Here is a 25,655-nt window from a genome sequence, read left to right as displayed (position 1 = left end):
ACTCCCTCCGTTCTCATCTATTATAACTTGAATAACGCGTATAATCAGTAGAAATAGCGATAAAAGTGCTGCTATGATTTACAATTTACTAAAGAAAGTCAATTTATGTTTATTTAGTTATCAATATATTAAAATTACACGGATAAATTTTAATAAACGTATTGACCTTTTCACAAAATATTTATATACTAAACAAGTCGTTAATAATCATTTAATAAATGGCTCCTTGGTCAAGCGGTTAAGACACCGCCCTTTCACGGCGGTAACACGGGTTCGAGTCCCGTAGGAGTCACTTACTTTTCTTTTAATTAATGGTTGACCTGATATAGTCAATTATGATATATTAGAATGGTAGCCGAAAAAAATAGTATTAGCGCGGGATGGAGCAGTTCGGTAGCTCGTCGGGCTCATAACCCGAAGGTCGGTGGTTCGAATCCGCCTCCCGCAATTACATATTAGGTCCCGTAGTGTAGCGGTTAACACGCCTGCCTGTCACGCAGGAGATCGCGGGTTCGATTCCCGTCGGGACCGCCATTATTAATATGGTTCAGTAGCTCAGTCGGTAGAGCAAAGGACTGAAAATCCTTGTGTCGGCAGTTCGATTCTGTCCTGAACCATTACAACCATTGAGGCGGTTGTGGCGAAGTGGTTAACGCACCGGATTGTGGTTCCGGCATTCGTGGGTTCGATTCCCATCAACCGCCCCATATCGATTGAACTATATGCGGGTGTAGTTTAATGGCAAAACCTCAGCCTTCCAAGCTGATGTTGTGGGTTCGATTCCCATCACCCGCTCCATTTATTATTAATCCACAGTAGCTCAGTGGTAGAGCTATCGGCTGTTAACCGATCGGTCGTAGGTTCGAGTCCTACCTGTGGAGCCATGGCTCCTTGGTCAAGCGGTTAAGACACCGCCCTTTCACGGCGGTAACACGGGTTCGAGTCCCGTAGGAGTCATACAATCAGAAGTGAAATATCGCTTCTGATTTTTTTATTATGTGGAGAGTTGTCCGAGTTGGCCGAAGGAGCACGCCTGGAAAGTGTGTAGGCGTCATCATGCGTCTCGAGGGTTCGAATCCCTCACTCTCCGTTTCATAGGGTTTTTTTAATTGTTTTCGTTATTTACCGTAAACTAAAACCCCATAACGACGCGGTTTGTGAGATGTCGTTATTTTCCGTTACTTATCGTAAAATATTTTTACTGCACCAGAACTTCACATATTTATCTATGCATAAAAATGAGAACCCCGTTAATTCGGAGTTCTTTTTTTATGTATTATTCTCTAACACTATTAATAATACTTCACTTCAATGCGTTCAATCTTACTATTACGTACTTATTTATATTTTTTAGTGTACTAATGTTTATACATATCATATTTAAGATAGTCTTGCTCTTCAACCTATATACGATTAATTTAAGTTTGCTGTGGTGTTCATTGTTTTAGCGAAACGTGTAATGAGTGATATTTCTACTAACCACCTTGAACTCAGTAATACTTCTTTCGTGTTGTAAAATTTTACCTCTCTTAAACTTGTATATTGCCTTGAAAAGTTTTAAGATACAATAGTCAATTCAATTAAAACTTTTAGTAATTTGGATTTAAAACTAATTTCTAAATGAGAAGGTTAGGCTATGAAAGGTTTTAAGAGGTTAATTATTATTTATTTATCTGTTTTTCTAATTACAACACTTATTGGCAGTATATTGCTTTATATACCATGGTCTGGTAAAACACATATTTCCTTTATTGATTCGTTTTTCTTAGCGACTAGTGCTTTTACTGTAACGGGATTATCAACTGTAGATATGCCTCAAACGTTTAATGGCTTAGGAGAAATGGTCATTCTTATACTCATTCAAATTGGTGGCTTAGGAATTATAACCGTTATGTTGTTTGCTTTCGCGATTACACAAAGGCACATTTCATTGCAGTCCCGAAGCTTGCTCATGATTACTTGGATTGAAGATCAATCTGGTGGCGTGGTTAGAATGCTGTATCAATTGATCATTTATAGTTTGGTTGTTTAATTTTTTGGATTTTTATTTCTTATGTTAACGTTTGTGCCTGAATATGGTTTAGCTAAAGGGAGCTTTATCAGTTTATTTACGTCAGTTTCAGCGTTCAATAATGCAGGGTTTTCGCTGTTTTCAGATAGTTTAATGCCGTTTGTAAGCGATCCTATTGTTAATATCGTCGTAAGCTTACTAATTATTCTAGGTGGCTTAGGCCCTTTAGTTGTATTTAATTTAGCTACAACTAAACGCTTTTCGAAATTAACATTACACACGAAAGTCGTGTTAACGATGACAGGTGTGCTCATTCTTATTGGCACGTTCTTCTACTTCGTGCTTGAATATTCAAATACATTAGAAGGCATGGGTTTACCTGAAAAGTTATTAGCGTCATTGTTCCAATCGGTATCAACGCGTACAGCTGGCTTTAACACGATTGACATGGGTGCTCTAAACTCCCCTACTTATCTCATAACGTTTATTTTAATGTTTATCGGGGCAGCACCAATCAGTTCAGCAGGTGGTATTAAAGTTACATCGTTTGCTTTAATTCTCTTATTCATGTGGTCGACAATTAATGGTACAAAACGTCCGCATATGTTTAAAAGAACGATTAATCAAAACGTCATTAATAAGGCATTGTTAATCGGTATGTCGTCACTATTTTTAATCTTTATAATGACCATACTCGTCGCATCCTTCGAACCTAAATTTAATCTCATGCAGATTATGTTCGAAATCGTTTCCGCATTTGGTACTGTTGGTTTATCAACTGGTATTACACCAGATCTTACTTTACCTTCTAAAATATTAATTATTATTTTAATGATTATCGGTAAGATAGGTATCTTAACGTTTTTAAATTTATTAAAAGAACCACAGAATAATCAATATTATTATTCTGAAGGTAAATTACATCTCTAATCAATATAAAAAGGACTGAGCATCATCGCTCAGTCCTTTGTTCTATATAATAGATAAAACGAGATCTTTTTTAAGCGCTAAGAAGGTCGTATAACCATCTCGGCCTAGAAAGTGTCCACCTTTATCTAATAACAGATAAGGTGCATCGAGTTTTTTACATAATGTTTCAGTAAACGTCCAGGGTACGACGTTATCATCTTTAGCTGTTAATCCTTTGATTTGAGGAATTAATCTCTTTAATTCGTCGTAATCAAGCTTAGGTTCTACAAAGCCATCAAGGTCTTTAAGATCGGGTAGCTTTTCGCAGAAGCCTGACACTAAATAAGCGCCATACACTTGCTTTTGATGACGTTGAATAAACTGAAGAATGGTGATGCACCCTAAACTATGTCCAATGAATATCGTCTCATTATTAAAATGTTTAATATGTACTTCCATGTAATCGAGCCATTCATTCAAGTCAGGTTGTGACGAGTTCGGTAATGAAAGTACTTCTACTTCGTAACCTTCTAAGGTGAGACTTCTTTTTAGCCATTGGAACCAATGGTCATCTGCCGTAGCTTGATATCCATGTACAATGTATACGTGTGACATGACCTAAAAGAACCTCTTTTCTATTTATGCGATTTCCTTATTATGTCATAGGATAGCTACTATTTCGTTTTTAGTGTCATCATTAAACTTTGTACAGCTTGACTTGCTTGTGATATACAATCAGGTAAGCCTACTGCTTCAAAGGAAGCACCTGTCATTTCAATATTAGGATATGTCTCTTTAACGTGATGCTTAATTGCTTTAATTTCATCTCGATGCCCTACTAGATATTGAGGCATGCTGTTAGGCATCTTCGTAACGAGTTCTAAAACAGGTCTGCCTTTAATATTCATCATTTTAGAAAGGTCTTCTAGAACGAGTTCAACTAACTCAGCTTTAGAAGAATCTTCAATAATAGTTTCGCCAGGTTTACCTACATAAGCACGTACTAAAACTTTGCCTTCTGGTGTTGTATGCGGCCATTTTTTTGACGTCCATGTACAAGCCGTAATGTTCGTATTACTAGAGCGCGCAATTACAAATCCCGTGCCGTCGTACGTATTCTCAATGTCCTTTTCATCAAAGGCCAATACAACTGTCGCAACGCTTGTAGAAGGCATTGTCTTGAAGTAATCCATCTTAGGATCATCTTTAAACCAATCAATAAATGCTTGATGAGGCGTCGTGATAATCGTACCCTCAAATGATTGTACATCACCGTTATTTAGAGTTAAATCTACGCCCTCTTCCGTATGGTTAAGCTTCTCGACTTTCGTACCAAACATGAAGTTGACGCCTTCCTTTCTAAGGTATTCAACGAGTTTATCAATAAACGAACCTAAACCATTCTTAAATTGATTGAATTGACCTTTAGGAGCGCCCTCTTCCTTATTCTTTTCACGTTCTTTTTTAACCTGACGCATACCTTTAATTAGGCTGCCGTAACGTTCTTCTTGTTCTTTAAAGTTGGGAAAAGTACTCATTAAGCTTAACTCGTCGATATTCGCTCCATAAATACCACCCATGAGTGGTTCAACAAGATTTTCGAGTACTTCATCGCCTAAACGCTTTCTAAAGAATGTTCCAACTGACATATCTTTATCCATAGCGAGCGGTCTAATGAAAAGTTCACGACCAGCACGCATTTTACCTTTACGAGAAATGAGTTTAGATTGGTAAAACGGTTTCCAATCTGTTGGAATACCTAAGATAGAACCGCCTGGGATTTTGTATAATTCGTTGTTAGCGTAAATATAAGCTTGGCCGGTTTCATTCGTAACAATCTCATCTTCCATGCCTAATTCTTTAGCGATGTCTGTCATGATATGTTTACGACCAAGATACGATTCTGGTCCTAGTTCAATCGTAAAACCATTGCGTCGAACAGTATGAATTTTACCTCCAGTATGAACAGATGCTTCATAGATCGTTACATCATACTCTGGAAAGTTTTTCTTAAGATAATATGCACTTGTAAGCCCTGAAATACCTGCACCAATAATTGCGATTGATTGTGTCATAACATTCACTCACTTTTTATAAAAGACTTTTAATTTCATCAACAATTGCTTCGATGAATAATGGATTCGTATTTGGCATATTTGGACGATAATAGTTAACACCTAAATCATCACATACATCTTTACATTCAACATCATTGTCGTATAAAACTTCTAAATGGTTACACACAAAACCTAAAGGTGTGTATATATAATGTTTATACCCTTGAGATTCATATAATGAACGTGTTAGGTCTTGAACATCTGGTCCAAGCCATGGTGTGCCTGTGTTACCTTCTGATTGCCAACCTATCGCAACATTTTTAATGTTAGAAGCTTGTTCTAACATATTTGCTGATGACTCAAGTTCACTAGGATATGGATCATTGCTTTCCATAATCATACGTTCAGGTAAGCTATGTGCTGAAACAATAAGTACAGTGTCCTCATGTTCAGATTCAGGAATTTCAGTTAACGTTTCGTTAACTTGTTCTTTCCAGTACTGAATAAATTTATCTTGATGGTAGTAGTGTTCTACGTGTGTTAATGAAATACCGAACGATTTGGCTTTTTCTTGAGCACGCTTGTTATAAAAACCTACAGAGAAGTTAGAATAGTGCGGCGCAAGCACGACTGTAACCGCTTCTTCAATGCCATCTTGATGCATATCTTCAACAGCATCCTCGATAAATGGATGGATGTGTTTTAAACCAATGTATAATTTAAATTCAATATCGTCATAAACTTCATTGAGTCGTGTTTGGATCGCTTTAGCTTGATCTTGAGTCACGCCAGCTAAAGGGGATAAGCCACCAATTGCTTCATATCTATCTTTAAGGTCCTGAATTTCAGCTTCTGACGGCTTTTTACCGCGTCTGATGTCCGTGTAATATGGTTCAATATCACTTTCCTTATAAGGCGTACCATATGCCATTACAAGTAGTCCCATTGTCTTAGTCAATTTAAAAACCTACCTTTATTTAAATTATTGCTTCGTGTATTCATGTACGAATGATGCGACTTTACGTAACGTTTCTGGTTTAACTTCTGGGAAGACACCGTGACCTAAGTTAAAGATATGTGGACCTTCTGCAAGACCTTGGTCTAAAACTTCTTTTAATCTTTCTTCGATCACAGGCCATGGCGCTAAAAGTACTGCAGGTTCTAAATTCCCTTGAAGTGTCTTATTTACACCCATTTGGCGTGCTTTTGTGATTGGTGTTCTAAAATCTAAACCTAATACATCTATAGGCAGTTCGTTCCATTGGTGAATTAAATGATGCGCACCAACGCCAAATAAGATAACAGGCACATCATTTTCTTTAATGCCTCTTACTAGTTTATCCATAGACGGTTTGATGTAGTACGCGTAGTCCTTTTCACTTAAGGCACCTACCCATGAATCAAAGATTTGAATGATGGATGCCCCTGCTTCAATTTGAGCTTTCGTATAATTAATTGAAACGTCTACAAGATGATCCATAAGTTTGAACCACGTTGCCTCGTCACGATACATCATTGCTTTCGTTTGGTTATAATTCTTAGAAGGGCCACCTTCAATCATGTAACTTGCTAAAGTAAAGGGTGCGCCCGTGAATCCGATTAATGGCACGTCGAGCTTCTCTTTAGTTAAAAGCTCTATCGTGTCTAAGACGTACGGCACATCACGCTTAGGATCAATATGTGCAAGCTTTTCAACGTCTTGATAGCATGTAATTGGATTTGAAATAACAGGTCCTATACCTGATTTAATTTCAACGTCAACACCTATCGGCTTTAAAGGTGTCATAATATCTTTATATAATACTGCTGCGTCGGTGTTGTATTGATCAACTGGTAAATGCGTTACATAAGCAGCGAGTTCTGGTTGATGCGTTATATCAAATAATGAGTATTTTTCCTTTAGTTTACGATATTCCGGTTGAGAGCGTCCTGCTTGTCTCATAAACCATACAGGTGTGTGAGACGTTTCTTTACCTTTAATCGTATCTAAGATTGTAGTATTCTTAATCGTTCTCATTATATCCTCCTAGATTATAATCATTCTTAACAATAATATCACACAAAGGTTTCATAGGCTTTTGACATGCTTATTCTTCACAAAAATGACAAACCCTCTCACTATGTTTTGTGACGCCCTTTTTATGTTAGATAGGTACGCTTAAAGGTTATAAATATACATAACGGGATATATTAGGATTCAACATTCGATTATGATAATATTTAAATCATAATGAGCGTCGAAACGACATGCTATTTAATTAAATGGAGGGGTCTAATATGAATTTATATGCAACATTTGGTACGTTCGGATATTTAAGCTCTTTAAAAGAGAAATATTCAGAACGCAACTTATTACAGTATTCAACTACAGATAGTTCAGCTTTAATTGAAATTACTAATGAAGATACTGTTTTCGCCGCGCCAATGGCATACGACATCATCGAACAAAAAGGCGACTTAACAGGCGAAGAATTTATCGCAATTATCAAGATTCCTACTTCGGAAGATCACCAATATCAACTTGAAAAGAAACTTGCGAATACTCCGTTTGATTTAGAGAAATATGAAGGTTTCTCTTCAGCATTCTTATTAAAACCAAAACACGGTGCCACTTATAAAGTTTATCTTGGTTTCACTGACCGTACAGACTATGAAGATTTCAAGAAGTCTTCTTTATTCCGAGATAACTTAAGTAAAGATGCGTTAAAACAGTTCTTTGGTGGTAGTACGCAACATTCAAGTTATGTAGAACAGTACTTATATCCAATCGACGATAAGTAATAAAAATAGCCTGGTACGCGATTTGAGTCACGTATCCAGGCTAATTTTTTATTATAAATACTTTTGAGTGTCATTAATCTTTAAGTAATGTCTCATGATATTTAAGCTTCTTAATTGTAGACTGAATAGTTAAATAGCCTACTATAAAGAAGATAATTGCTAGGAAAGCCATTTTTAAATTCACAATACTATATGTGATAGTTAGAATGATGCCAACTACAATCATCAGTCTTAGTAAGAATTTCTTATACCCTTCAATTACATCCATCTCAGGTGTCGGCCAAACTTGCGGCCATAAACCATAAGCCTGTTGTGTGTAGAATTGAGACATCTGTAAGATGATAATATACATACTTAGTGAACCAATTACAGCGCCAACGATTGGATGATTTAACCAAACGATTAATAATACGGCGATAAGTAATAATCGTAGGATTAAGTGAAAGGCATCTTTACCTCGTACAAAGCTTCGTTTGAATAAGTAAAGGTATACTTGCTTAGAATTGAATTTACTTGGCGATGGGACTTTTAAAAATGGATCCAGATAACGTCTTCTAACCGCCTGTGTCTTAAGATGCTTCACATCAACAAACATGTTCACGAACTTGTAATAGTTCATATGATGTTGTTGTTCTTTCTTAATCATACGTTCCCATGGGAATAGATGTTTCTTCGTAATCATTGAAAGTAAAATCGTTAAACCAGCTAAGATGACGACCATAGATAAACCATAGAAAAGATTTAATTTGAGCGTCATTTGATAACCGGCCACGAAGATAATAAATAATAATATATGAATAGACCATGTATTTAACCCATATTTATACCATAACCACTTAATTAAAAGCCCTAAAAATGGATAAATAAACGCTAGTACAATCACTGTGATAAAGCTAGCTGATATGCCTTGAAGCTTGTTAAACAACGGAAATATAATAAGCAACACAATGAGTTGTAGCGGTATTCGCATCAAGTAGCTATACATTAAACTTTGTCTCATATATTGCATCATGTGCTTTTCATAAGGTAGTAAAAAGAGCTTATCCGCATCCTTTAATAAAGAACGAATCGGGAACAATGACGTTATGGCTAATGCGATACTTGAATACAACGCGTAATGAATGCCTTTCGGGATGTCTTTCAACCATTCGCCGTAACCTAGTATGAAAGCACCAAATAAAATCATCAGAAACATTAAGAAATGTCCGTTAAAGATGAACTTATTGTAGTACATTTGCTCTTGTTGAATTTTTCGACGTCTCTCTTTAAATAACTTTACTGCATTCATGAGTTTACCCTACCTTGAGTAACGTGGATGTAGATATCATCAAGCGTTTGACCAGGCATGTTCGTTTGTTGTTGCAATGACTCTAAATCACCGAATGCGACGATTTGACCTTTATCTAGGATAATAAAACGGTCACAATAACGTTCTGCTGTTGATAAGATATGCGTACTCATGAGAACTGTCTTATCTTCATTTTTCTTTTCAACCATTAAATCAAGCATAGATTGAATACCAAGTGGATCAAGACCTAAGAATGGTTCATCAATGATATAAAGATCTGGTTCGACAATGAATGCACAAATAATCATCACTTTTTGTTTCATCCCTTTTGAAAAGTGACTTGGAAAAGTCTTCAGTTCACTTGTTAGACGGAACGTTTTAAGTAGTGGTTTCGCACGATTCATCGCTGTATCTCTATCAATATCATAAGCCATTGCGGTCATATGTATATGTTCTTCAAGTGTGAGTTCTTCATAAATGACTGGCGCTTCTGGAATATACGATAACTTTCTGCGGTATGCTTCAATATCTTCTTTAATGTTAATTCCAGAAATCGACATGTCACCTGACATCGGATTTAATAACCCTAAAATATGTTTAATCGTGGTACTTTTACCAGCACCATTTAACCCGATTAATCCTACAATTTCACCGGGCTGCAATTCAAAACTTACATCTTTAATAATCGGATTACGGCCGTAACCACCCGTTAAATTCTTAACATTAACTGTCATATTGCACCTCCGTATTGATATTGTATCAGATTTTCATAGCACACTCCCCTAATAAACTTTTCTCAGATGACGATTGTAAAAGCAAAGTGCTATAATAAAGCTAAATACCTATAAAGGAGCGATATGCATGTCTGAAACAATTTTCAGTAAAATTTTATCAGGAGATATCCCGAGCTTCAAAATATATGAAAATGATTACGTTTATGCATTCTTAGATATTTCTCAGGTCTCTAAAGGTCATACATTACTTATCCCTAAAAAGCCATCAGCAAATATCTACGAAACTGATCCTGAAACAATGAAACACATTGGTGAAGCCTTACCAATCGTTGCGAACGCGATTAAAGAAGCATTTAATCCAGACGGTTTAAACATTATTCAAAATAATGGCGAATATGCATCTCAATCGGTATTTCATATTCATTTCCACTTTATTCCACGCTATGAAAATGACATGGATGGTTTCGGTTATAAATGGGAAACACACGATGTAGACGATGCTGAAAAAGAAAAAATTGCACAACAAATTAACAAGCACATTAATGCATAATAAATCAATTTTTGGGTATATAATTATATAATAATGTATTCATGAGGAGGAAAACGATGAAAGCAGTGCGCATTTTATTAGGCCTTGGTGCTGGATTAGCCACTGGATTAGGTGTTTCTTTAATGAAAAGAGATTACCTACCATATACTAATGCTGCTAACGCGCCAACTACTTCTAACCAGCAACCATCTGAAACTGAAAAAGAATTTGACTTCATTAAAGCTAATGTCAACAATATCGTTGATAACGTAAACAAAATTCAAACTGAAGGTAAAACTTTAGGTTCTACTTTAGGCGAAGAAGTTAAGACTATGATTGAAGCGTTTAAATCAGATATCGATCCTAACATTAATAATCTTAAAACTCACGTTGAAGACTTGAAGAGTCGTGGCGAAGTCATTCAAGAAGAAGTTTCTGATATTACGAATAAGAAAAAGAAATAAATTTAATTACATGATATTAAATTAAGCGTAACTGAATGAGTATTATCGTAAAGCATGATACTATTAAGAGTGTCATGCTTTACTTTTTTGCATAAAATTACCAATTGCAAATTATGTAAATACTAAATAATTACTTTTCAAAAAGCCACAAAGGTTTAAAGTAATTAAAATAGAATTGTTATAGGAGCGTTTTTTATGACTAATGATAAGATAAAAAAAATCGACAGTTTGCTCTATACTCACCGCATAGCCTTGTTATCTAAAGCGGCTTGGAAGACTGCTGAAAAAGAATGGGCTGACTGGATAACAGACTACAATATCAGTATTAATGAACATTTAATCTTGATGACCATACAGTCTCTAGGTAAAACGACCATCTCAGATGTTTCACGATTTGGAATCATGCATGTGTCGACCGTGTACAATTTCGCTAAAAACTTAGAAAAGAAAGAACTCATCAAACTTGAAAAGGATCCGAGCGATAAACGTAATACATACTTATATATTACGGATAAAGGGCTCGAACTCATTGATGAAATCCTGTCGCTTTATGAAATTGAGACAAACCTTATTTACAATGCCGCTGAATCTTATAAAGAAGAACTATATAGCTACCCTTCCTACAACGACCTAACGTATCTTGTTGGAAAGATACACGGTAAACCTTTCTTAGACTCTATTGAAAAGAGTCATAATCAAATCAGAAAACATCTTCTTGACAAAAAATAACATTCGGTCACATAATACTATAGTAGTTTGTAAACTTTTAAAGGAGTTTCTGATATGTTTTTGTGCTTACGTACTATAGATATTCATGCTCGATTCGGGTTACCACGTATAGCTTTTATTAGTGTAGTAACAACAATTGTTACATTTTTAATAGGTTTTGAGATATTCAGATACTTCACGCATGCAAATTTCTCAGATCAATTCTTTTGGGCTTTAATTATTTTTACAATCTTATTATATCCTTTGCATAAGTTATTACATCTTATAATACTAATTCCTTATTATAAGTATTTTAAAGTTTATCGACTCGTAAAGAAGAAATGGCTACCTTATTATAATATCTTCGTTGATACGCCAGTTAATAAGTACTACTTTTGTTTAGCTTTAATCTTGCCACTCGTCATACTAACTATCCTTAATATTTGGTTATCATTAATGTTCCCTACTTATGGTCATTATTTCGTATTTTTACTAGCCTTAAATGCAGGATATTCAGCGCTAGATATTTTATATTTAAAGGTTATATTGGCTTATAACAAAGGTAAGTATGTTGAAGAACATATCACTGGTTTCAACTTATTAAAAAAAGTATAACGTAAATTGAACTCGCGATTCTTTATTTTAAGAGTCGCGAGTTCTTTTATGTCTCATACCTTGGTTCTATATTTACCCTTTCTAATTGGTGGAAATGCATATTTATGTTATATTATCCTTGTTATTTTCTAAAAAGGAGCTAAGTTCATGAAATCAATTAAAAAAATAATTATTCCAGTAACAGCAAGTGCACTTTTATTAGGAGCATGTGGCAATGATTCATCATCTTCAAAAGATAGCAGTCTTATTACATCAAAAGCCGGCGACGTTAAAGTCCAAGATGTTATGAAAGAATTAGGCGACGATAAAGTTGCAAATGCTTCTTTTAAAATTCTTTTAGATAAAATATTAAAAGATAAATATGAAGATAAAGTCGATACTAAGAAGATCGAAGAAGAAACTAAAAAAGAAATGGAAAAATATGGCGGCGAAAAGCAGTTCAAAAAAATGGCTGAACAACAAGGTATGTCTATAGACGACTTTAAAGAACAAAAGAAAACTCAAGCCTACCAAAAAGAAATGCTTAAAGATAAAGTAGATATTAGCGATAAAGAAGTTAAAGAAAAAACGAAAAAAGCATCTCATATCTTAATCAAAGTTGATGATGGTAAAGGTTCAGAAGGCCAAAAAGGTAAAGAAGATAAAGGCAAGAAATTAAGCGATAAAGAAGCTAAGAAAAAAGCTGAAGAGATTCATAAGAAAGTCGAAAAGAATCCAGATAAATTCGCAGATATCGCTAAAAAAGAATCTATGGACGACGCTAGTAAGAAAAAAGGCGGTAGCTTAGACTATGTTATTAAAGGTCAAATGGTAGAAGACTTCGAAAAACCTTTATTCAAACTTAAAGAAGGCGAAGTTTCTGATGTAGTTAAGACTGAATTCGGCTACCACATTATCAAAGCGGACAAAGCTGATGACTTTGATAAGAAGAAAGATGACTTAAAATATCAAATCATTCAAGAAAAAGTTCAAAAAGACCCTAAATTAATGACTGATGCATTTAAAGATTTACTGAAAGAATATAAAGTTGATTACAAAGATCGTGATCTTAAAAAAGCAATTGATGAATCATTCTTAGATCCTAAGAAAATTAAAGAACAACAGCAACAGCAGCAACAACAACAAGCTATGCAAGGCGGTATGTCTGGCGGCGCTCAAGGCGGCATGTAATATAGCTTTAGTTGATATTTTAATATAGGTGTTATGCCTACCCCTGGAAGTTAGATTTAAATTATTTAACTTTCAGGGGTTTTTTGGTTTTAAAACACCACATGGTCTCATTCCATCTATAAGAGCCATGTCGTCACCTCACTTGGCTGTTAAACGGCGCTAAGAGCCATGTCACCTCTCCACTTGGCTACTAATCCAACATAAGAGCCATGTCGCTCCTCCACTTGGCTGTTAAACCTTTGTAAGAGCCATGTCACCTCTTCACTTGGCTACTAATCCTTCATAAGAGCCATGTCATAACCTCACTTGGCTGTTAAACGGCGCTAAGAGCCATGTCACCTCTCCACTTGGCTACTATTCCACCGTAAGAGCCATGTCATCCCTCCACTTGGCTACTATTCCACCATAAGAGCCATGTCGGCATCTCACTTGGCTACTAATCCCTCACAAGAGCCATGTCACCTCCCCACTTGGCTACTAATCCAACATAAGAGCCATGTCACCTCTTCACTTGGCTACTAATTCTTCATAAGAGCCATGTCACCTCTTCACTTGGCTACTATTCCTCCGTAAGAGCCATGTCGCTCCTCCACTTGGCTCTACCAACACTCTAACTACTGCTACTAACCCTAGCTGCCCGATTTTCATATATTTCCTTACTACCTACATCCGCCTCATACAACGCCACACCCTCGCACAACCTCGTCACATACCGTAATCCCCCACTAAATTAAAAAAGCTAGATAGTATCTCGTACATACTACCTAGCTTTCACGCAAATTATAAATTTTCAGGATTGTAAAATTGACGGCCTTCTAAGCCAAATACACGCTCTGTATATTGACCTTTATCCGTTTTCTTAAAGGCTTTATCAAACATATTCATACGAGCATCAATATTATCAATAAAGAACAGAATTTCTGCTTCTTTTAATTGAGGTAATTTTGGAGAACCGAACTCCATTTTACCATGATGCGCGAGAATCATATGTCTTAAAAGCATCACTTCTTCGCCATCAATACCTAACTCTCGTGCAGTTTGCGCGATTTCATCGCTCGCGATTGAGATGTGACCAAGTAAGTTACCTTCGACCGTGTATGAAGTCGCAATCGGACCTGATAACTCTTTGACTTTTCCCATATCGTGTAAAATAATCGCACTATATAACAAGCTTCGGTTTAAAGAACTATAGATATCGCATAAGTTCTTCGCTACTTCAAGCATTGTAAGAACATGATAACTTAGGCCATTTACGAAGTTGTGGTGATGCGAACTCGCTGCCGGATAAGAAAAGAATGCTTCATGATATTTCTTTAAAATTTGGCGTGTTATACGTTGTAAGTTCGCATTCTCAATCTCAAGTACATAATGCGAGATTTCCTCTTTAATTTGGCTAACAGGTATTGGTGCACCATCAACAAAGTCCTCAGTTTGAACGCCATCTTGTTCAGTGGCTAATTCAAAACCATTCATCTTCATTTGTTTACGGCCACGGTAATTAATGATATCACCTTTAGCTCGAATAATGATTTCAGGTTTTAGGACTTCCATATCTTCCTTGGTAACTGTCCAAAACTTAGCCTCTAAATCACCACTTTTGTCTTGAAGGTAAAGCGTCATATAATCTTTACCTTGAGCAGTGACACCCTGAGTGGCACGGTGGATTAAGAAGAAATGATCCACCGAATCACCAGGATTGAATTTTTCTACATTTCTCATTTCTTAACGCCTTCCTCAACTTTATTTAATACGAGTAATTGTTTTTGCGGAATAGTCTGATCCTTCGTACAAGTAAAGTATAGAATTTGATATACATTAGACATATTTCTTAAATACTTAAGTATTCTTTCTTTACGGAATTTATCAAGATGTACAAACGCATCATCAATAATGATTGGGAATGGATAATAAGGTTTTAACGTCTTGATTAAACTTAAACGTAAAGCAAAGTATAATAATTCTTTAGTTGACTGACTGAGCTCGATTGGATGGAACATTTGACCGCTTCGATGTTTAACCATAACATTTTCATTCGCATACGTCACTTGAATGTAATCGCCATTTGTTAATTCATTGTAAATGGATGTTGCTTCATTGACAACCTGAGGTAAACGTTCATCTTTAATTTGCTTAATATGCGCATGAACGAGCGTCTCTAAATAACTTAAGCTCGCCCAGTTTTTCGCATTTTCATTAAGCTGATTCTTAAGCATGTGATAACGATGTCTTAAGTCTGTTAGCGTGCTATCTGTTTCAAGATGATTGATTTGAGCATTTAATTCACTCACTTCACTTTGCATTTCAAGATAACGGTCATTATATTCATCAACTTGTTGAGATAACCGATCCGCTTCAGTATTAAGCTGTGCTTCAGATTTGTCGCTTAATCGTGAAGAATTTTCATAGTTATAATCTTGATTTTCTAGGAAATGTGTTAAATCATTAAAGCGATTTAACTTCTTATGGTATGTTTGGTAACGATCGAAATGTCTGTAGTAGCTTTCTTCATTAAGCACACCAATAAATCCAAATAACTTTTCAATCACTTCATTATTATGCGTTAATCTACCTTTAAGTTGCTTAACCTCATTATTGATTAGCTCAATTTGTTCTTGATTACGATTATACTTCGTCGTCATCGCATCATTCTCTTTAATCCATTGTCTCACATCATGGAAAAGTGAAATATCTTCATATTGACCAAGTTCATCTTTAACAAGCGTACGTGCTTCGTCATAGAAATGCGCAAGCTCTAGACTCAGTTCTTCATGACGGGCTTTTAATTGATTTAAATAACTACGTGTTTCTTTGATCTTTTGAATTGTTGAAACAGCATCAATTAATAAGCCATCAGACATCTTAGGTGAGATATTTAATTCCTTCTTAACGTCTTCAATAGCTTGATACGATTGGTTGTAACCATCTTTCGTAGTTACTAAAGTCTCAGTTAAATGTTGATGCTTTGTCGAGAGAACTTCTTTATTCTTAAAGCTATTTTGAAGTTGTTCACGTAAACGATATTGCTCATCTAAATCAAAGTCTAAGTCATAATTACTTTCAAGATGATTAACATCATGTTCAAGTTGACTGATCTCATCTGAAAAGGCCTCATCGTGCCCTACCTCTTTTGATTTCACAAAGAAGATTCCGATGATAAAGAATAATGCTAATAAGCCAAAAGCAATGGTAAATGGTAATATCTTCAACATGAATGAGAATACTGCACAAACAATTGTAATCAACGCAAGAATAACCATACTCACACGTACAATATTTTGACGCTTCTCTTTATCACGTTGCTCTTTATCAAAAGCATCTTTCATCTTCTGATACAGATTTTTCTTTTCCTTAAGTTCAAAAGCTTGTCGCTCGTGAACTTTCTTCTTCTCAAACGTCTCTTCAGGTACAATATGTTGTTCTAACGCAGTTTGTTCTTCGTCATATGATTGTTGCTCAATCTCATTTTCATTGATGTTTCGCTCAAGTTGTTGCACGTATAACGCTTGATCTTCTTTCTTAGTTGTATGATCACTAATGTAACTCTTCATACCTTCAGATGAATCCACATCTAAGTGTTCGTCTTGCCAGCCAATATTTGATTTAAGTCCTTCAATTTCTCTCTCTCGGTCATCAATATCACGTTTCACATTCTTAAGCTCAAATTCCTTTTGCTTAATGCCATCCTCTTTCTTACTAATTGATTCGAAAGCATTCACCGTATCCGCTGACGGAATGTTATACATTTTATTTTCACGTTGAAGTTGATTGAGCTTTTCAGTACGTAAACCGATATCGCGCTGCAATTGACCTGTTTGTAACTTAGCCGATTCATAGCGATTAATACCTTGTTCAGGGAACTCAAGTGGTTCAACATTTAGTGATGTTTCAAGCTGTTTCCATTCCTGCACAGTAGAATGTAATGATAATTCTTTTTGTTTAGAGGCACTCATATTAGATAACTGTGCGAGGTTATTTTTAAAGTGATCTAAACGACGCTCAGCTTTATCGCGGTCATCGACTAAACGATGGTAAGATTCAAGTTGTGCTTCCTCTTGGCGAATACGTGTTTCTATATCTTTTAGTTGATCGACCTGCTGATTAATTAAAGGATATTTACCATTACGCTTATAGTACTCACGTTTCTTCGCATGAAGTACATCACGCATGCCAGTAAACTCAGTCGAACCTAGCGCACCTGCTTGTAATAAATAATTCTGAAGTTGCGCTTCGTCTAAATGACGATGAATATCTTGTAGACCAAGTACACTAAATGAAAAGATACCTTGGTATGTACGCTTCGTAATGTAATTCAAACGGTCATTTAGCCAGCTTTCATCCTTAATCAAACCATTTTGAAGGTAAACCTTGACGTCACCTTTCGAAGCTCCTTTGACACGCTCTACAACAGCCTCTGAGCCATCATCAAGAATAAGCGTTAAATTGCCACCATATTGATTACCAAGTCGTGGTTCAAGTCTTGGTTCATTCTCCTTCTTAGTAGGAAAACCGAATAATATCGAATGAATAAATGCTTGGATCGTTGATTTACCCGCCTCATTTTCACCAAAGATTTCAGTGAAATGCGGACCAAATTCAATTTTACGATGCGTAAACTGACCGTAACCATAGATTTCAAGTGATTTTATCTTCATTTAGATTCACCTCGTAACTCTGACTTAAGTAAGGACTCAGCATGGTCAATCAATGTCTTGCGATCAAATTCTTTATAAGAATCTAAGAATCTTGTAATTTCAGGATTTAAGTATAAATCTTGGACAGCATCATAAAACACTTTGTCGTCCTTAATTAATTCATTAGGAAATTCATTGATAATCGCACGACTATCATCATTTACATAATCAAACGTGATTTGTTCAATCACAATGAAGTTCAGTTCATTCTCCTCATTTTGCATGAGCAGATCCTCAACCTGAATAACATCTTGTGTGTCAAAGCATTCGTCACTTGTCACGTTCACTTTCAATTTGTAAAAGGCACGTCCGAACTTACGCTTATGTTCTTTAAACTGATGAATCGCTTCATATAAAGCTTGTTTATTAACTGAATCAATTTCAATAACCGCTTCATCAAAACGAATCGAGTGCGTTGGGAAGAAGCGTGTATATAATTCAGTCGCATCACCTTCAACAAGTAAGCACCCTTTATCACCTTGTTCTTTGAAATGACGCCCTTGAATGTTACCTGGATAGTGAATATGAGGTAAATCACTAAGTTGTGTACGTTCATGAATATGTCCAAGCGCCCAGTAATGATAAAGTTTACGATTTAAATCTTCAATTCGAAATTCTGTATAACGATCTTTGGTTTGAGATTTACTATATGTCCCATGAAGTATCCCAATATGTATACCTTTGTTGAATTCACTAGCGGGATATTGATCAATCTTATTCTCATAGCTCTCACTATTTTGATAACTAAAGCCATGTAAGTAAACAACTTCCCCATTCTTATTAATCGATTGATACGTCTCAACCTCACTATTAAAGACCGTTACATTCTTAGGCCAAGAAGTTGAAACCGACTCTGATAATGGGTCATGATTGCCGTGAATAATATATACAAAGATTTGTTCCTTTTCCAAGCGCTCAAATTGCTGCTTTAAGAATACCTCAGCGCGAAGTGTACGGTTCTCATTATCAAATAAATCACCCGAAATAATTAGGAAGTCTACTTCTTCCTTAAGCGCTAAATCAATAATACGCTTAAAACTATCAAACGTACTATTTTCAACATCTTTAAAAATGGCAGGACTTAAATACTTACGCGATTTAAATGGGCTATCTAAATGCAAGTCTGCACAATGAATAAATTTAACCATAAACATGACTCCTTATTAACAAGGTTTTATTGGAAATGTTGTAATTCGATATCTATTAGAGTAAAACTCGTATAAATCGAGATTTTACATATGTAACATTATCTTAAGTAATTTACTTGAAGTGATAAATTTTTCCACCTTTATCTTACCATATTGGCAGTTGAGACGTCGAAAGTTAATATATTAATTGCAGAATTAAATTGATTTTAAGAAAGATGTATTAAAGTTCAGCTTTTTTAAGCGCCCCTCCTTGAAAAGCCCTTTATTAAAGGCATACGAAATTGATAAGAATCGGTACCTAGCCCTATGTGAGTTATAGAGATTTCTTGACCTGGTACCCTTACCTCTAAAACGTGCTCAAGCAAGTAGACTCGGTAGCCTTATCATAAAAACTGAGGTAAACAATGTGACAAGGGCTCCTTATTACTAAGACCTACTCAAACAATGTAACATAGCTCCCTTGTTACAAAGACCTACCCAAACAATGTGACAAGGGCTCCTTGTTACAAAGACGCAACCAAACAATGTAACATGGGCTTCTTATTACAAAAACGCAACCAAACAATGTAACATGGGCTTCTTATTACAAAAACGCAACCAAACAATGTTACAACATTGTTCATGTTCAGCCAGACCCTCGTAACCCAGCCGTACCACGAGCACAAAAAATAGGACGTGCGCTTGTAACGCACGTCCTACTCTATATAACGCTTACTAAATTATTCAGCGTAGATTTCATCTAATGGTTTAACGATGATTTGGTTGATTTCTTGGAATACTTGGCTCATTTTTTGCTCAGCATTCATTAAGTCAGCGATATTTTGATCGTTTTCGATTTTTTGAGCTTGTTCTTGAGCTTTTTGTAAGTCTTCCTCAGGGATTTCTTCACCTTGCATTTGTTTTTGTTGGAAGTTTAATTGAGTTTCACGGAACTCATCGAATAATTTTTTAGATTCTTCGTTTTCTTTTACTTTAGCGTAAGCATCTTTAATAGCTTGGTATTCATCACTTTCTCTTAAAGCTTGTTCTAATTTGTTTGCATAATCATGTAAATTTACTGCCATTTTATAATACGCTCCTTCATGTAAATTATGGTCGAAACCACATCAACCATACTCTACCACATTTTATTTCATTAAACAAAGATTGCAATTATACCTTGGAATAAGCCTATTATGCCACCTAATAAGAAGCCTAGTAAGGTAATTAATTTCAACTCTTTATTCGCGATATCGATGATAAGTTTTTCAATGTAATCTAATTCAAATCGGTTAATTTGAGTTTCAATTAGCGATTTAATATCGAAGTGCGCTAAGACCGTTGAAATATGGTTCGTCGCCTCTTGAACAATCGTATCGGTTAATTGGATACTTCCCTTTGATTCAAGATGCGCTAACTCATTCGGTATTAAAGCGTTTAAAGGTCGATGTGTGAACTTAGATAATTGAGCCTTACTTAATAACGACGTAATCAACTGATTCGTATAAGCACTTTTTTGTTCATGAGAAACGACTTCACCTAACTTTTTAGCTTTAATCATCTCGTACGTCGTTTCAATTTGCTCGTTTAGAATATGAATCGCTTTAGGATGATGCGTTAATCGTATTAATTCAGTTTGGACACGCTCTGCAATAGCTTCTCTCGTCATGAACATTTGTAACAAGCCTACGATTTTGCCCTTTTCTAAAAAGAAAGTATCCAGCATCTCATTGATGTCTTCACTTCCTTTTGATGAGGATAAGTAATCCTCGACACGCTTTCTTAAAAGCGGTGAAATCTTATCAACTTGAGTGTCCATTTCTTCTAAAGCAACACGAGGAAGCAATGATTCTAAAGTATCGTTCTGATGGGTTTCATAGTACGTCTCAATCTTGTCTTTAACAAAATGCGTGCTCTTAGCGTGTAAAAACGTTGTAACGTCAAAATTGAATTTATTGCCTAGATATTGAGGCGTTACATGGTCTTTCTGTAATTTAGCGATTTGAAATTTGATTTCATCATGAATGATGTCATAAACTTCCTGAGACTGGATCTTTTCTTCAAGTAATGAAGGTGTCAGTAAGTGCTCTTCAATAACTTGACCAATTTTAGTCGCGATTTCACCACGACGCTTTGGAATTAACCCTGGCGTAAAGGGCAATTTCTTTCCGAAAAGATACATCGGTTTATAAGGGTGAAAAAGCATGCGTATTGCAATGATATTTGTGATACCACCAATAATTGACCCTAGAATCATCATAAATAAAAGTGTCAGTACAATTTTCATGAAATGTCCCCTTTTTTTAAAAAAAGGGCTAGGTTAGACCTGAGTTCGAACGTGCATCCTTGCATATTTGCAATTCTTGATGTGCACATCACTTTCATCTAACCTAACCCAATATGTTTGTATCAACGGTCGGATACATAAAGATATGTTCTTTAAAGTAGCGATATAATTCAATTACGCATGAATCGGTTCATCTTTAGAGATACGGCTGAAATATGTTTCTGCCTCTCTTAATTTAGCAGTACCAAAGATAGGTTGTTTATCTTGGTCTAATACGCGGTAGATTTCACTAACTTTATTGCTTTGTAACATGTAGCCATTCTTAGTGCTAATAACATGCCAATAGATATCACTAGTTGTAGGATAATTTGGGTAAGCACAATGACTTCTAGAAATTGTTTGAACGATTTCAAGTGGATCGCATCCAAACATGCTGTTTAATACATCTGAATCTCTGAACAATGAACAAATAGCAATACATGTTGTCCAGTTAGGTAATACACGTTCTTTTTCAATTTGAACAAGTGTCTTCTTTGATAAGCCAATTGTTTGAGCCATTGTATCTTGAGTAAAGCCCGCTTCAATTCTTACCATTTTAAATTTAGTTTGAATCACGTCTGTAAATTCTTGTTTATCCATTCTATGATCTACCTTCCTTGCATAGTAATTTCCAGTACACAAGAAATTGCAAATATACACATTTCTTGAAACACAAATAACATCTTAATATAAAATGGGCAAAATTAAAAGAGCGAATCTTACTTTTATGCGTATTTATCAAAAGCCATAATAGTCATAATTATCTAAAAACATGTTTTTATCGAAATAATTGGTAAAAGTATATCAATATGACGGAATAACGCGTATGCAAGTTTGACCATATAACCCCACAATTACGCGTTTCTTTCTTAGAGGACTTTTCATAATGAAAAAGACCAAGACAGCTTAGTCGTCTTGGCCGAATTAATTACAATTTATAAGCGTGCTTTACGTGTTTCTTGGTTAGAGATAATAAGTGCACATGCCGCGTCGCCTGTGATGTTTACCGCTGTACGCGTCATATCAAGTAAACGGTCGATACCTAAGATAATACCAATAGCTGCTGGATTTAAACCAACTGCAGTTAATACCATCGCAAGCATGATGAGACCGACACCAGGAACCCCTGCTGTACCGATCGATGCAATTACCGCAACCACTACTACCGTAACTAACTGAAGTACACTTAAATCAGCGCCTGAGATTTGTGCGATGAATATAGTCGCCACACCTTGCATGATCGCTGTTCCATCCATGTTAATTGTCGCACCTAAAGGTTGAACGAAAGATGCTACAGCTGGTTTAACGCCCATCTTCTTCGTACATTCCATCGAAACGGGAAGTGCAGCACTTGAACTTGAGCCACCGAAACCAACTGTAATCGCTGGAATAAATCCTTTGAAGAACTTGATTGGACTTTCTTTCGCTAAAAACTTAACAGCGCCACCATATACCACGAAGAAGTGAATGAATAACGCTACGAGAACGACGATAAAGTAGAGTCCTAATTGTTTAATCGCACTGAAACCAGCTCCAGTGAACGCGTGTGCAACGAGACCGAACGTACCTATCGGCGCGAATACGTTCATAATCATCGAAATAATATACATCAAGACCTCATTGGTCTGCTCGAAGAATTTATGTACCACTTCTGCCTTTTTACCGACGACCATTATACCGATACCTATAAAGATTGCAAAGGTAATGACTTGTAACATGTTACCTTCAGTCATCGACATAATTGGATTTTTAGGAAATAGATTGATTAATGTTTGATCAAACGTTTGCTTTGCTGGTGCATCCTCAGCCGCATTTTGATCTTTTAAAGTCTTTTCATAAGCAGTCACTTCTTTACTATTCAATAAGTCAGAGTGACCAGCACCAGGTTTCACAACTAAAGCAAGTAACATCGCAACTGTAATCGCGATTGCTGTAGTTGTTAAGAAGAATGCTAATGTTTTTGCACCAATGCCCCCTAATAACTTAGGATCGCCTACACCAATTACCCCAAGTACAATCGATACAAAAACGACTGGTACCACTAGCATGAAAATAAGATTTAAGAAGATTTGTCCAATCACATTGAAGATATATTGATCAATAAATCCTACAAAAGCTTCTTTCGCAAACATATTAAAGATTGAACCAATAACAATACCTAATATTAAAGCGACAACTATTTTTATCGTTAAACTTTTAGATTTCATATTAAATTTTCCCCCTTTGTTTGAACATTCAATTCATTATAATCTTAAAGGTTGCGATTTGTAAATAACAATTTTGAAAATTCAGATATCTAAACGCGAATTAACGTCCAATCATGTAACTTTATTTTGAAGTATTTAGAATTTACAACTAAAACTTCCAAACAAAAACCCCGAGCTATCAATGCTCGAGGCCTCTAGTGTGTAATGAACTTTTAAATGAGTCGATTTTCCATCGCGTAAATGGCTGCCTTCGTACGATCCGTCACTTGTAGCTTATGAAAGATATGACTGACATGTGTTTTAACTGTTTTTTCCGACACGAAAAGCGTTTCCGCGATTTCTTTATTCGTCTTACCTTTAACAACTTCCGTCAATACTTCAATTTCACGCTTAGACAATTTATTCACTTGGTGCGGCTTATTCATGTCATCGTCTAATATTTTTTGAGCTTCTGGGTGGATCATTTTCTCATCATTTAACACACGTTCTATCGTTTCAATCAACTGATCGGGTTCAACATCTTTCATTTCATAACCATCAGCACCATTATTAATTGCAGAAATAACATGCTCATCATCGACATAACTCGTTAGTACTAAAACCTTAATATCCGGATAGTACTTTTTCAGATAACGCGTCGTATCAATGCCATTTAATTTCGGCATCACTAAGTCCAAGAGGACGATGTCAGGTGGTTCATTCGTTTTAAGATATTCAATAAAGTCTTCCCCATTTGAAAAGCCCTCTAAGACCTTAAAACTCTCTTTAGTTGATAATAGAAATTCGAGCCCTTGTCGAACAATATAATGATCATCAACAAGTATAATGCGATGCATATTATCCCTCCTCTTTCAATGGAATCTTAAGATGAATTGAAGTACCTTCTTGCTTAGTCGAAGCGAGTTTCATTTGACCATGAATCATGTGCGCACGCTGTTTCATATTATTAATACCGTGCGACTCGTATAAATTCTTGCTTGAAACATCGAATCCTTCACCTTGGTCGATAATGTCAACGATTAATTCGGTTTCAGTTTGTTCCAATTTAAGCTTAATATGGTTGGTGTTCGTATGTTTACGCGTGTTGTTCATAGCCTCTTGTATAATGCGATAAATATTTTCTTCAATACTGTGCGACACATCGATTAACCCGCTCACCTCAACATCTAGCGACATATCGAGCATCTTCGCATATTGCTTTAACGCCTGAACTAGACCATGTTCAAGTCCGATTGGTTTTAATTGCCAAATTAACGCACGCATTTCATTAACGGCTTGTTGGCTCGTTGATTCAATCGTTTTGAATGCTTTTAAACTCATCTCTTCTTGAGTTAAATTTTGCGCAGCGTGAGCAGTGACCTTCAATGAGAATAACATTTGATTGACGGAATCATGTAAATCACGTGCTAAACGGTTGCGTTCGCTAATTCGCGCAGCTTCCTTTTCCTGATCGGTTAAATAAATACGTTTAATGGCTGACCCAATTTGAAAAGCCACCGACTCAAGTAACTCTAAATCTTCCTCAGAATAACGCTTCGTTTCAGGCGTCGCAACATTTAATAATCCAAATTGTTCATTTCCTGAGCGGAGTGGAACGGTCGCATGGTGAGTAATATCATCCGTTTCATCCACATATTTCTTATTCGCAAGATTGATACGTGAACAATTGATAATATTAGACGCTTTCGTAAGTTTCTTTTTATGATAGGCCTGAACACACCAACAAGAACCCTCTTTCATATACTGGCAGTCCTTTTTCAAAAGAGCACCCGGTAAATGCACATCTGATACGAGTTCGTGATGTCCCTGATCATCTATAAAGAAAACCCAACCTGTCGTGAAATCACTGCCATCGACAAGAAGTTCTAGAGCGCCATGCAACATACTATATATTTCAGTTTCTTCATTTAAAAATTCAGCAATTTCCTTTAATAAGGCTAAACGTGTTGGTTTCTCCATAACCATGCTCCTAATAGATAAGTTCTATTCCTTCATTATACAATTAAAATATATTTAATGAAATCGTAGGAATTTAAAG

23 protein-coding genes and 9 tRNA genes are annotated in these 25,655 nt (G+C 35.9%); 17 read left to right on the top strand and 15 right to left on the bottom strand.

Annotated features, from left to right (window positions below):
* The first annotated feature begins 220 nt into the window (after positions 1–220).
* The 11 genes from ACF3N8_RS06565 to ACF3N8_RS06515 all read left to right on the top strand — a co-directional run bounded on the left by ACF3N8_RS06565 (position 221) and on the right by ACF3N8_RS06515 (position 2,941).
* Positions 221–292, top strand: a tRNA-Glu gene (locus ACF3N8_RS06565).
* An 82-nt stretch (positions 293–374) separates the two neighbouring features.
* Positions 375–448 (top strand) — tRNA-Met (locus tag ACF3N8_RS06560).
* Between the two features lie 10 nt (positions 449–458).
* Positions 459–534 (top strand) — tRNA-Asp (locus ACF3N8_RS06555).
* Between the two features lie 10 nt (positions 535–544).
* Positions 545–617 (top strand) — tRNA-Phe (locus ACF3N8_RS06550).
* Positions 618–631: 14 nt separating this feature from the next.
* Positions 632–707 (top strand) — tRNA-His (locus tag ACF3N8_RS06545).
* Between the two features lie 17 nt (positions 708–724).
* Positions 725–798 (top strand) — tRNA-Gly (locus tag ACF3N8_RS06540).
* 11 nt (positions 799–809) lie between these two features.
* Positions 810–884, top strand: a tRNA-Asn gene (locus ACF3N8_RS06535).
* 1 nt (position 885) lies between these two features.
* Positions 886–957, top strand: a tRNA-Glu gene (locus ACF3N8_RS06530).
* A 43-nt stretch (positions 958–1,000) separates the two neighbouring features.
* A tRNA-Ser gene (locus ACF3N8_RS06525) sits at positions 1,001–1,090 on the top strand.
* Between the two features lie 546 nt (positions 1,091–1,636).
* A complete protein-coding gene (locus ACF3N8_RS06520) occupies positions 1,637–2,032 on the top strand; it encodes a hypothetical protein (RefSeq protein WP_392449771.1) in 396 nt (131 codons plus the stop codon).
* A gap of 21 nt (positions 2,033–2,053) precedes the next feature.
* On the top strand, positions 2,054–2,941 hold the full coding sequence (locus tag ACF3N8_RS06515; RefSeq protein WP_392449770.1) for a TrkH family potassium uptake protein: 888 nt from the start codon (positions 2,054–2,056) through the stop codon (positions 2,939–2,941).
* Positions 2,942–2,983: 42 nt separating this feature from the next.
* Here ACF3N8_RS06515 and ACF3N8_RS06510 read toward each other — a convergent pair whose 3' ends face one another.
* Genes ACF3N8_RS06510 through hemE form a run of 4 tightly spaced genes read right to left on the bottom strand, consistent with a single transcriptional unit; the run spans position 2,984 to position 6,994 of the window.
* The gene (locus tag ACF3N8_RS06510; protein ID WP_009384115.1) at positions 2,984–3,535 is read right to left on the bottom strand and encodes an alpha/beta hydrolase; all 552 of its coding nucleotides are present in this window, start codon (positions 3,533–3,535) and stop codon (positions 2,984–2,986) included.
* Between the two features lie 59 nt (positions 3,536–3,594).
* Complete coding sequence (gene hemY, locus ACF3N8_RS06505) at positions 3,595–4,995, bottom strand: protoporphyrinogen oxidase (protein ID WP_238093275.1); 1,401 nt, start codon at positions 4,993–4,995, stop codon at positions 3,595–3,597.
* 16 nt (positions 4,996–5,011) lie between these two features.
* On the bottom strand, positions 5,012–5,935 hold the full coding sequence (hemH, locus tag ACF3N8_RS06500) for a ferrochelatase (RefSeq protein WP_238100959.1): 924 nt from the start codon (positions 5,933–5,935) through the stop codon (positions 5,012–5,014).
* Positions 5,936–5,959: 24 nt separating this feature from the next.
* Positions 5,960–6,994: a uroporphyrinogen decarboxylase gene (gene hemE, locus ACF3N8_RS06495; protein ID WP_009384119.1), complete on the bottom strand. Its 1,035-nt coding sequence runs from the start codon at positions 6,992–6,994 to the stop codon at positions 5,960–5,962.
* A 260-nt stretch (positions 6,995–7,254) separates the two neighbouring features.
* Here hemE and ACF3N8_RS06490 point away from each other — a divergent pair, with 260 nt between their 5' ends.
* The gene (locus ACF3N8_RS06490; protein ID WP_009384121.1) at positions 7,255–7,758 is read left to right on the top strand and encodes a hypothetical protein; all 504 of its coding nucleotides are present in this window, start codon (positions 7,255–7,257) and stop codon (positions 7,756–7,758) included.
* A gap of 73 nt (positions 7,759–7,831) precedes the next feature.
* On the opposite strand, the gene ecsB is transcribed toward ACF3N8_RS06490, so the two are convergent.
* Together ecsB and ecsA are read right to left on the bottom strand one after the other, a co-directional pair.
* On the bottom strand, positions 7,832–9,046 hold the full coding sequence (gene ecsB, locus ACF3N8_RS06485) for an ABC transporter permease EcsB (protein ID WP_009384123.1): 1,215 nt from the start codon (positions 9,044–9,046) through the stop codon (positions 7,832–7,834).
* Complete coding sequence (gene ecsA / locus ACF3N8_RS06480) at positions 9,043–9,780, bottom strand: ABC transporter ATP-binding protein EcsA (RefSeq protein ID WP_017176443.1); 738 nt, start codon at positions 9,778–9,780, stop codon at positions 9,043–9,045. The genes ecsB and ecsA overlap by 4 nt, the downstream gene beginning before the upstream one ends.
* A gap of 127 nt (positions 9,781–9,907) precedes the next feature.
* On the opposite strand from ecsA, the gene ACF3N8_RS06475 reads away from it, so the two are divergent.
* The 5 genes from ACF3N8_RS06475 (at position 9,908) to ACF3N8_RS06455 (ending at position 13,266) form a co-directional block, all read left to right on the top strand.
* On the top strand, positions 9,908–10,330 hold the full coding sequence (locus tag ACF3N8_RS06475) for an HIT family protein (protein WP_009384126.1): 423 nt from the start codon (positions 9,908–9,910) through the stop codon (positions 10,328–10,330).
* Between the two features lie 56 nt (positions 10,331–10,386).
* Positions 10,387–10,773, top strand: coding sequence for a hypothetical protein (locus ACF3N8_RS06470; protein ID WP_009384127.1), 387 nt, complete (start codon positions 10,387–10,389; stop codon positions 10,771–10,773).
* Between the two features lie 195 nt (positions 10,774–10,968).
* Positions 10,969–11,502: an HTH-type transcriptional regulator Hpr gene (locus ACF3N8_RS06465; protein ID WP_009384128.1), complete on the top strand. Its 534-nt coding sequence runs from the start codon at positions 10,969–10,971 to the stop codon at positions 11,500–11,502.
* Positions 11,503–11,556: 54 nt separating this feature from the next.
* Positions 11,557–12,096 carry a DUF3267 domain-containing protein gene (locus ACF3N8_RS06460; RefSeq protein ID WP_009384129.1) on the top strand — a complete coding sequence of 180 codons (540 nt, stop codon included), beginning with the start codon at positions 11,557–11,559 and terminating at the stop codon, positions 12,094–12,096.
* 147 nt (positions 12,097–12,243) lie between these two features.
* The gene (locus ACF3N8_RS06455) at positions 12,244–13,266 is read left to right on the top strand and encodes a foldase protein PrsA (protein ID WP_009384131.1); all 1,023 of its coding nucleotides are present in this window, start codon (positions 12,244–12,246) and stop codon (positions 13,264–13,266) included.
* Positions 13,267–14,046: 780 nt separating this feature from the next.
* On the opposite strand, the gene yhaM is transcribed toward ACF3N8_RS06455, so the two are convergent.
* The 9 genes from yhaM to ACF3N8_RS06410 all read right to left on the bottom strand — a co-directional run bounded on the left by yhaM (position 14,047) and on the right by ACF3N8_RS06410 (position 25,576).
* On the bottom strand, positions 14,047–14,985 hold the full coding sequence (gene yhaM / locus ACF3N8_RS06450) for a 3'-5' exoribonuclease YhaM (protein WP_009384132.1): 939 nt from the start codon (positions 14,983–14,985) through the stop codon (positions 14,047–14,049).
* Complete coding sequence (locus tag ACF3N8_RS06445; protein WP_392449769.1) at positions 14,982–17,918, bottom strand: AAA family ATPase; 2,937 nt, start codon at positions 17,916–17,918, stop codon at positions 14,982–14,984. Before ACF3N8_RS06445 ends, yhaM begins: the two co-directional genes overlap by 4 nt.
* A complete protein-coding gene (locus ACF3N8_RS06440; protein WP_009384135.1) occupies positions 17,915–19,105 on the bottom strand; it encodes a DNA repair exonuclease in 1,191 nt (396 codons plus the stop codon). The genes ACF3N8_RS06445 and ACF3N8_RS06440 overlap by 4 nt, the downstream gene beginning before the upstream one ends.
* Before the next feature lie 719 nt (positions 19,106–19,824).
* Positions 19,825–20,169 (bottom strand): YlbF/YmcA family competence regulator, encoded by a 345-nt coding sequence (locus ACF3N8_RS06435; protein WP_009384137.1) that lies wholly within the window; start codon positions 20,167–20,169, stop codon positions 19,825–19,827.
* Positions 20,170–20,240: 71 nt separating this feature from the next.
* Positions 20,241–21,371 carry a DUF445 domain-containing protein gene (locus ACF3N8_RS06430; RefSeq protein ID WP_009384139.1) on the bottom strand — a complete coding sequence of 377 codons (1,131 nt, stop codon included), beginning with the start codon at positions 21,369–21,371 and terminating at the stop codon, positions 20,241–20,243.
* Positions 21,372–21,545: 174 nt separating this feature from the next.
* On the bottom strand, positions 21,546–22,010 hold the full coding sequence (locus ACF3N8_RS06425) for a helix-turn-helix transcriptional regulator (protein WP_009384141.1): 465 nt from the start codon (positions 22,008–22,010) through the stop codon (positions 21,546–21,548).
* A 335-nt stretch (positions 22,011–22,345) separates the two neighbouring features.
* Complete coding sequence (locus ACF3N8_RS06420; RefSeq protein ID WP_238093271.1) at positions 22,346–23,617, bottom strand: dicarboxylate/amino acid:cation symporter; 1,272 nt, start codon at positions 23,615–23,617, stop codon at positions 22,346–22,348.
* Positions 23,618–23,829: 212 nt separating this feature from the next.
* Positions 23,830–24,453 (bottom strand): response regulator transcription factor, encoded by a 624-nt coding sequence (locus ACF3N8_RS06415; protein ID WP_009384142.1) that lies wholly within the window; start codon positions 24,451–24,453, stop codon positions 23,830–23,832.
* A gap of 1 nt (position 24,454) precedes the next feature.
* Positions 24,455–25,576, bottom strand: coding sequence for a GAF domain-containing sensor histidine kinase (locus tag ACF3N8_RS06410; protein ID WP_009384143.1), 1,122 nt, complete (start codon positions 25,574–25,576; stop codon positions 24,455–24,457).
* Positions 25,577–25,655: the final 79 nt, after the last annotated feature.

Source organism: Staphylococcus massiliensis, from assembly GCF_043186315.1.
GTDB classification, from domain to species: domain Bacteria; phylum Bacillota; class Bacilli; order Staphylococcales; family Staphylococcaceae; genus Staphylococcus; species Staphylococcus massiliensis.
The sequence above is the reverse complement of the archived record's forward strand: the minus strand, read 5'-3'. Positions and strand labels throughout refer to the sequence as shown.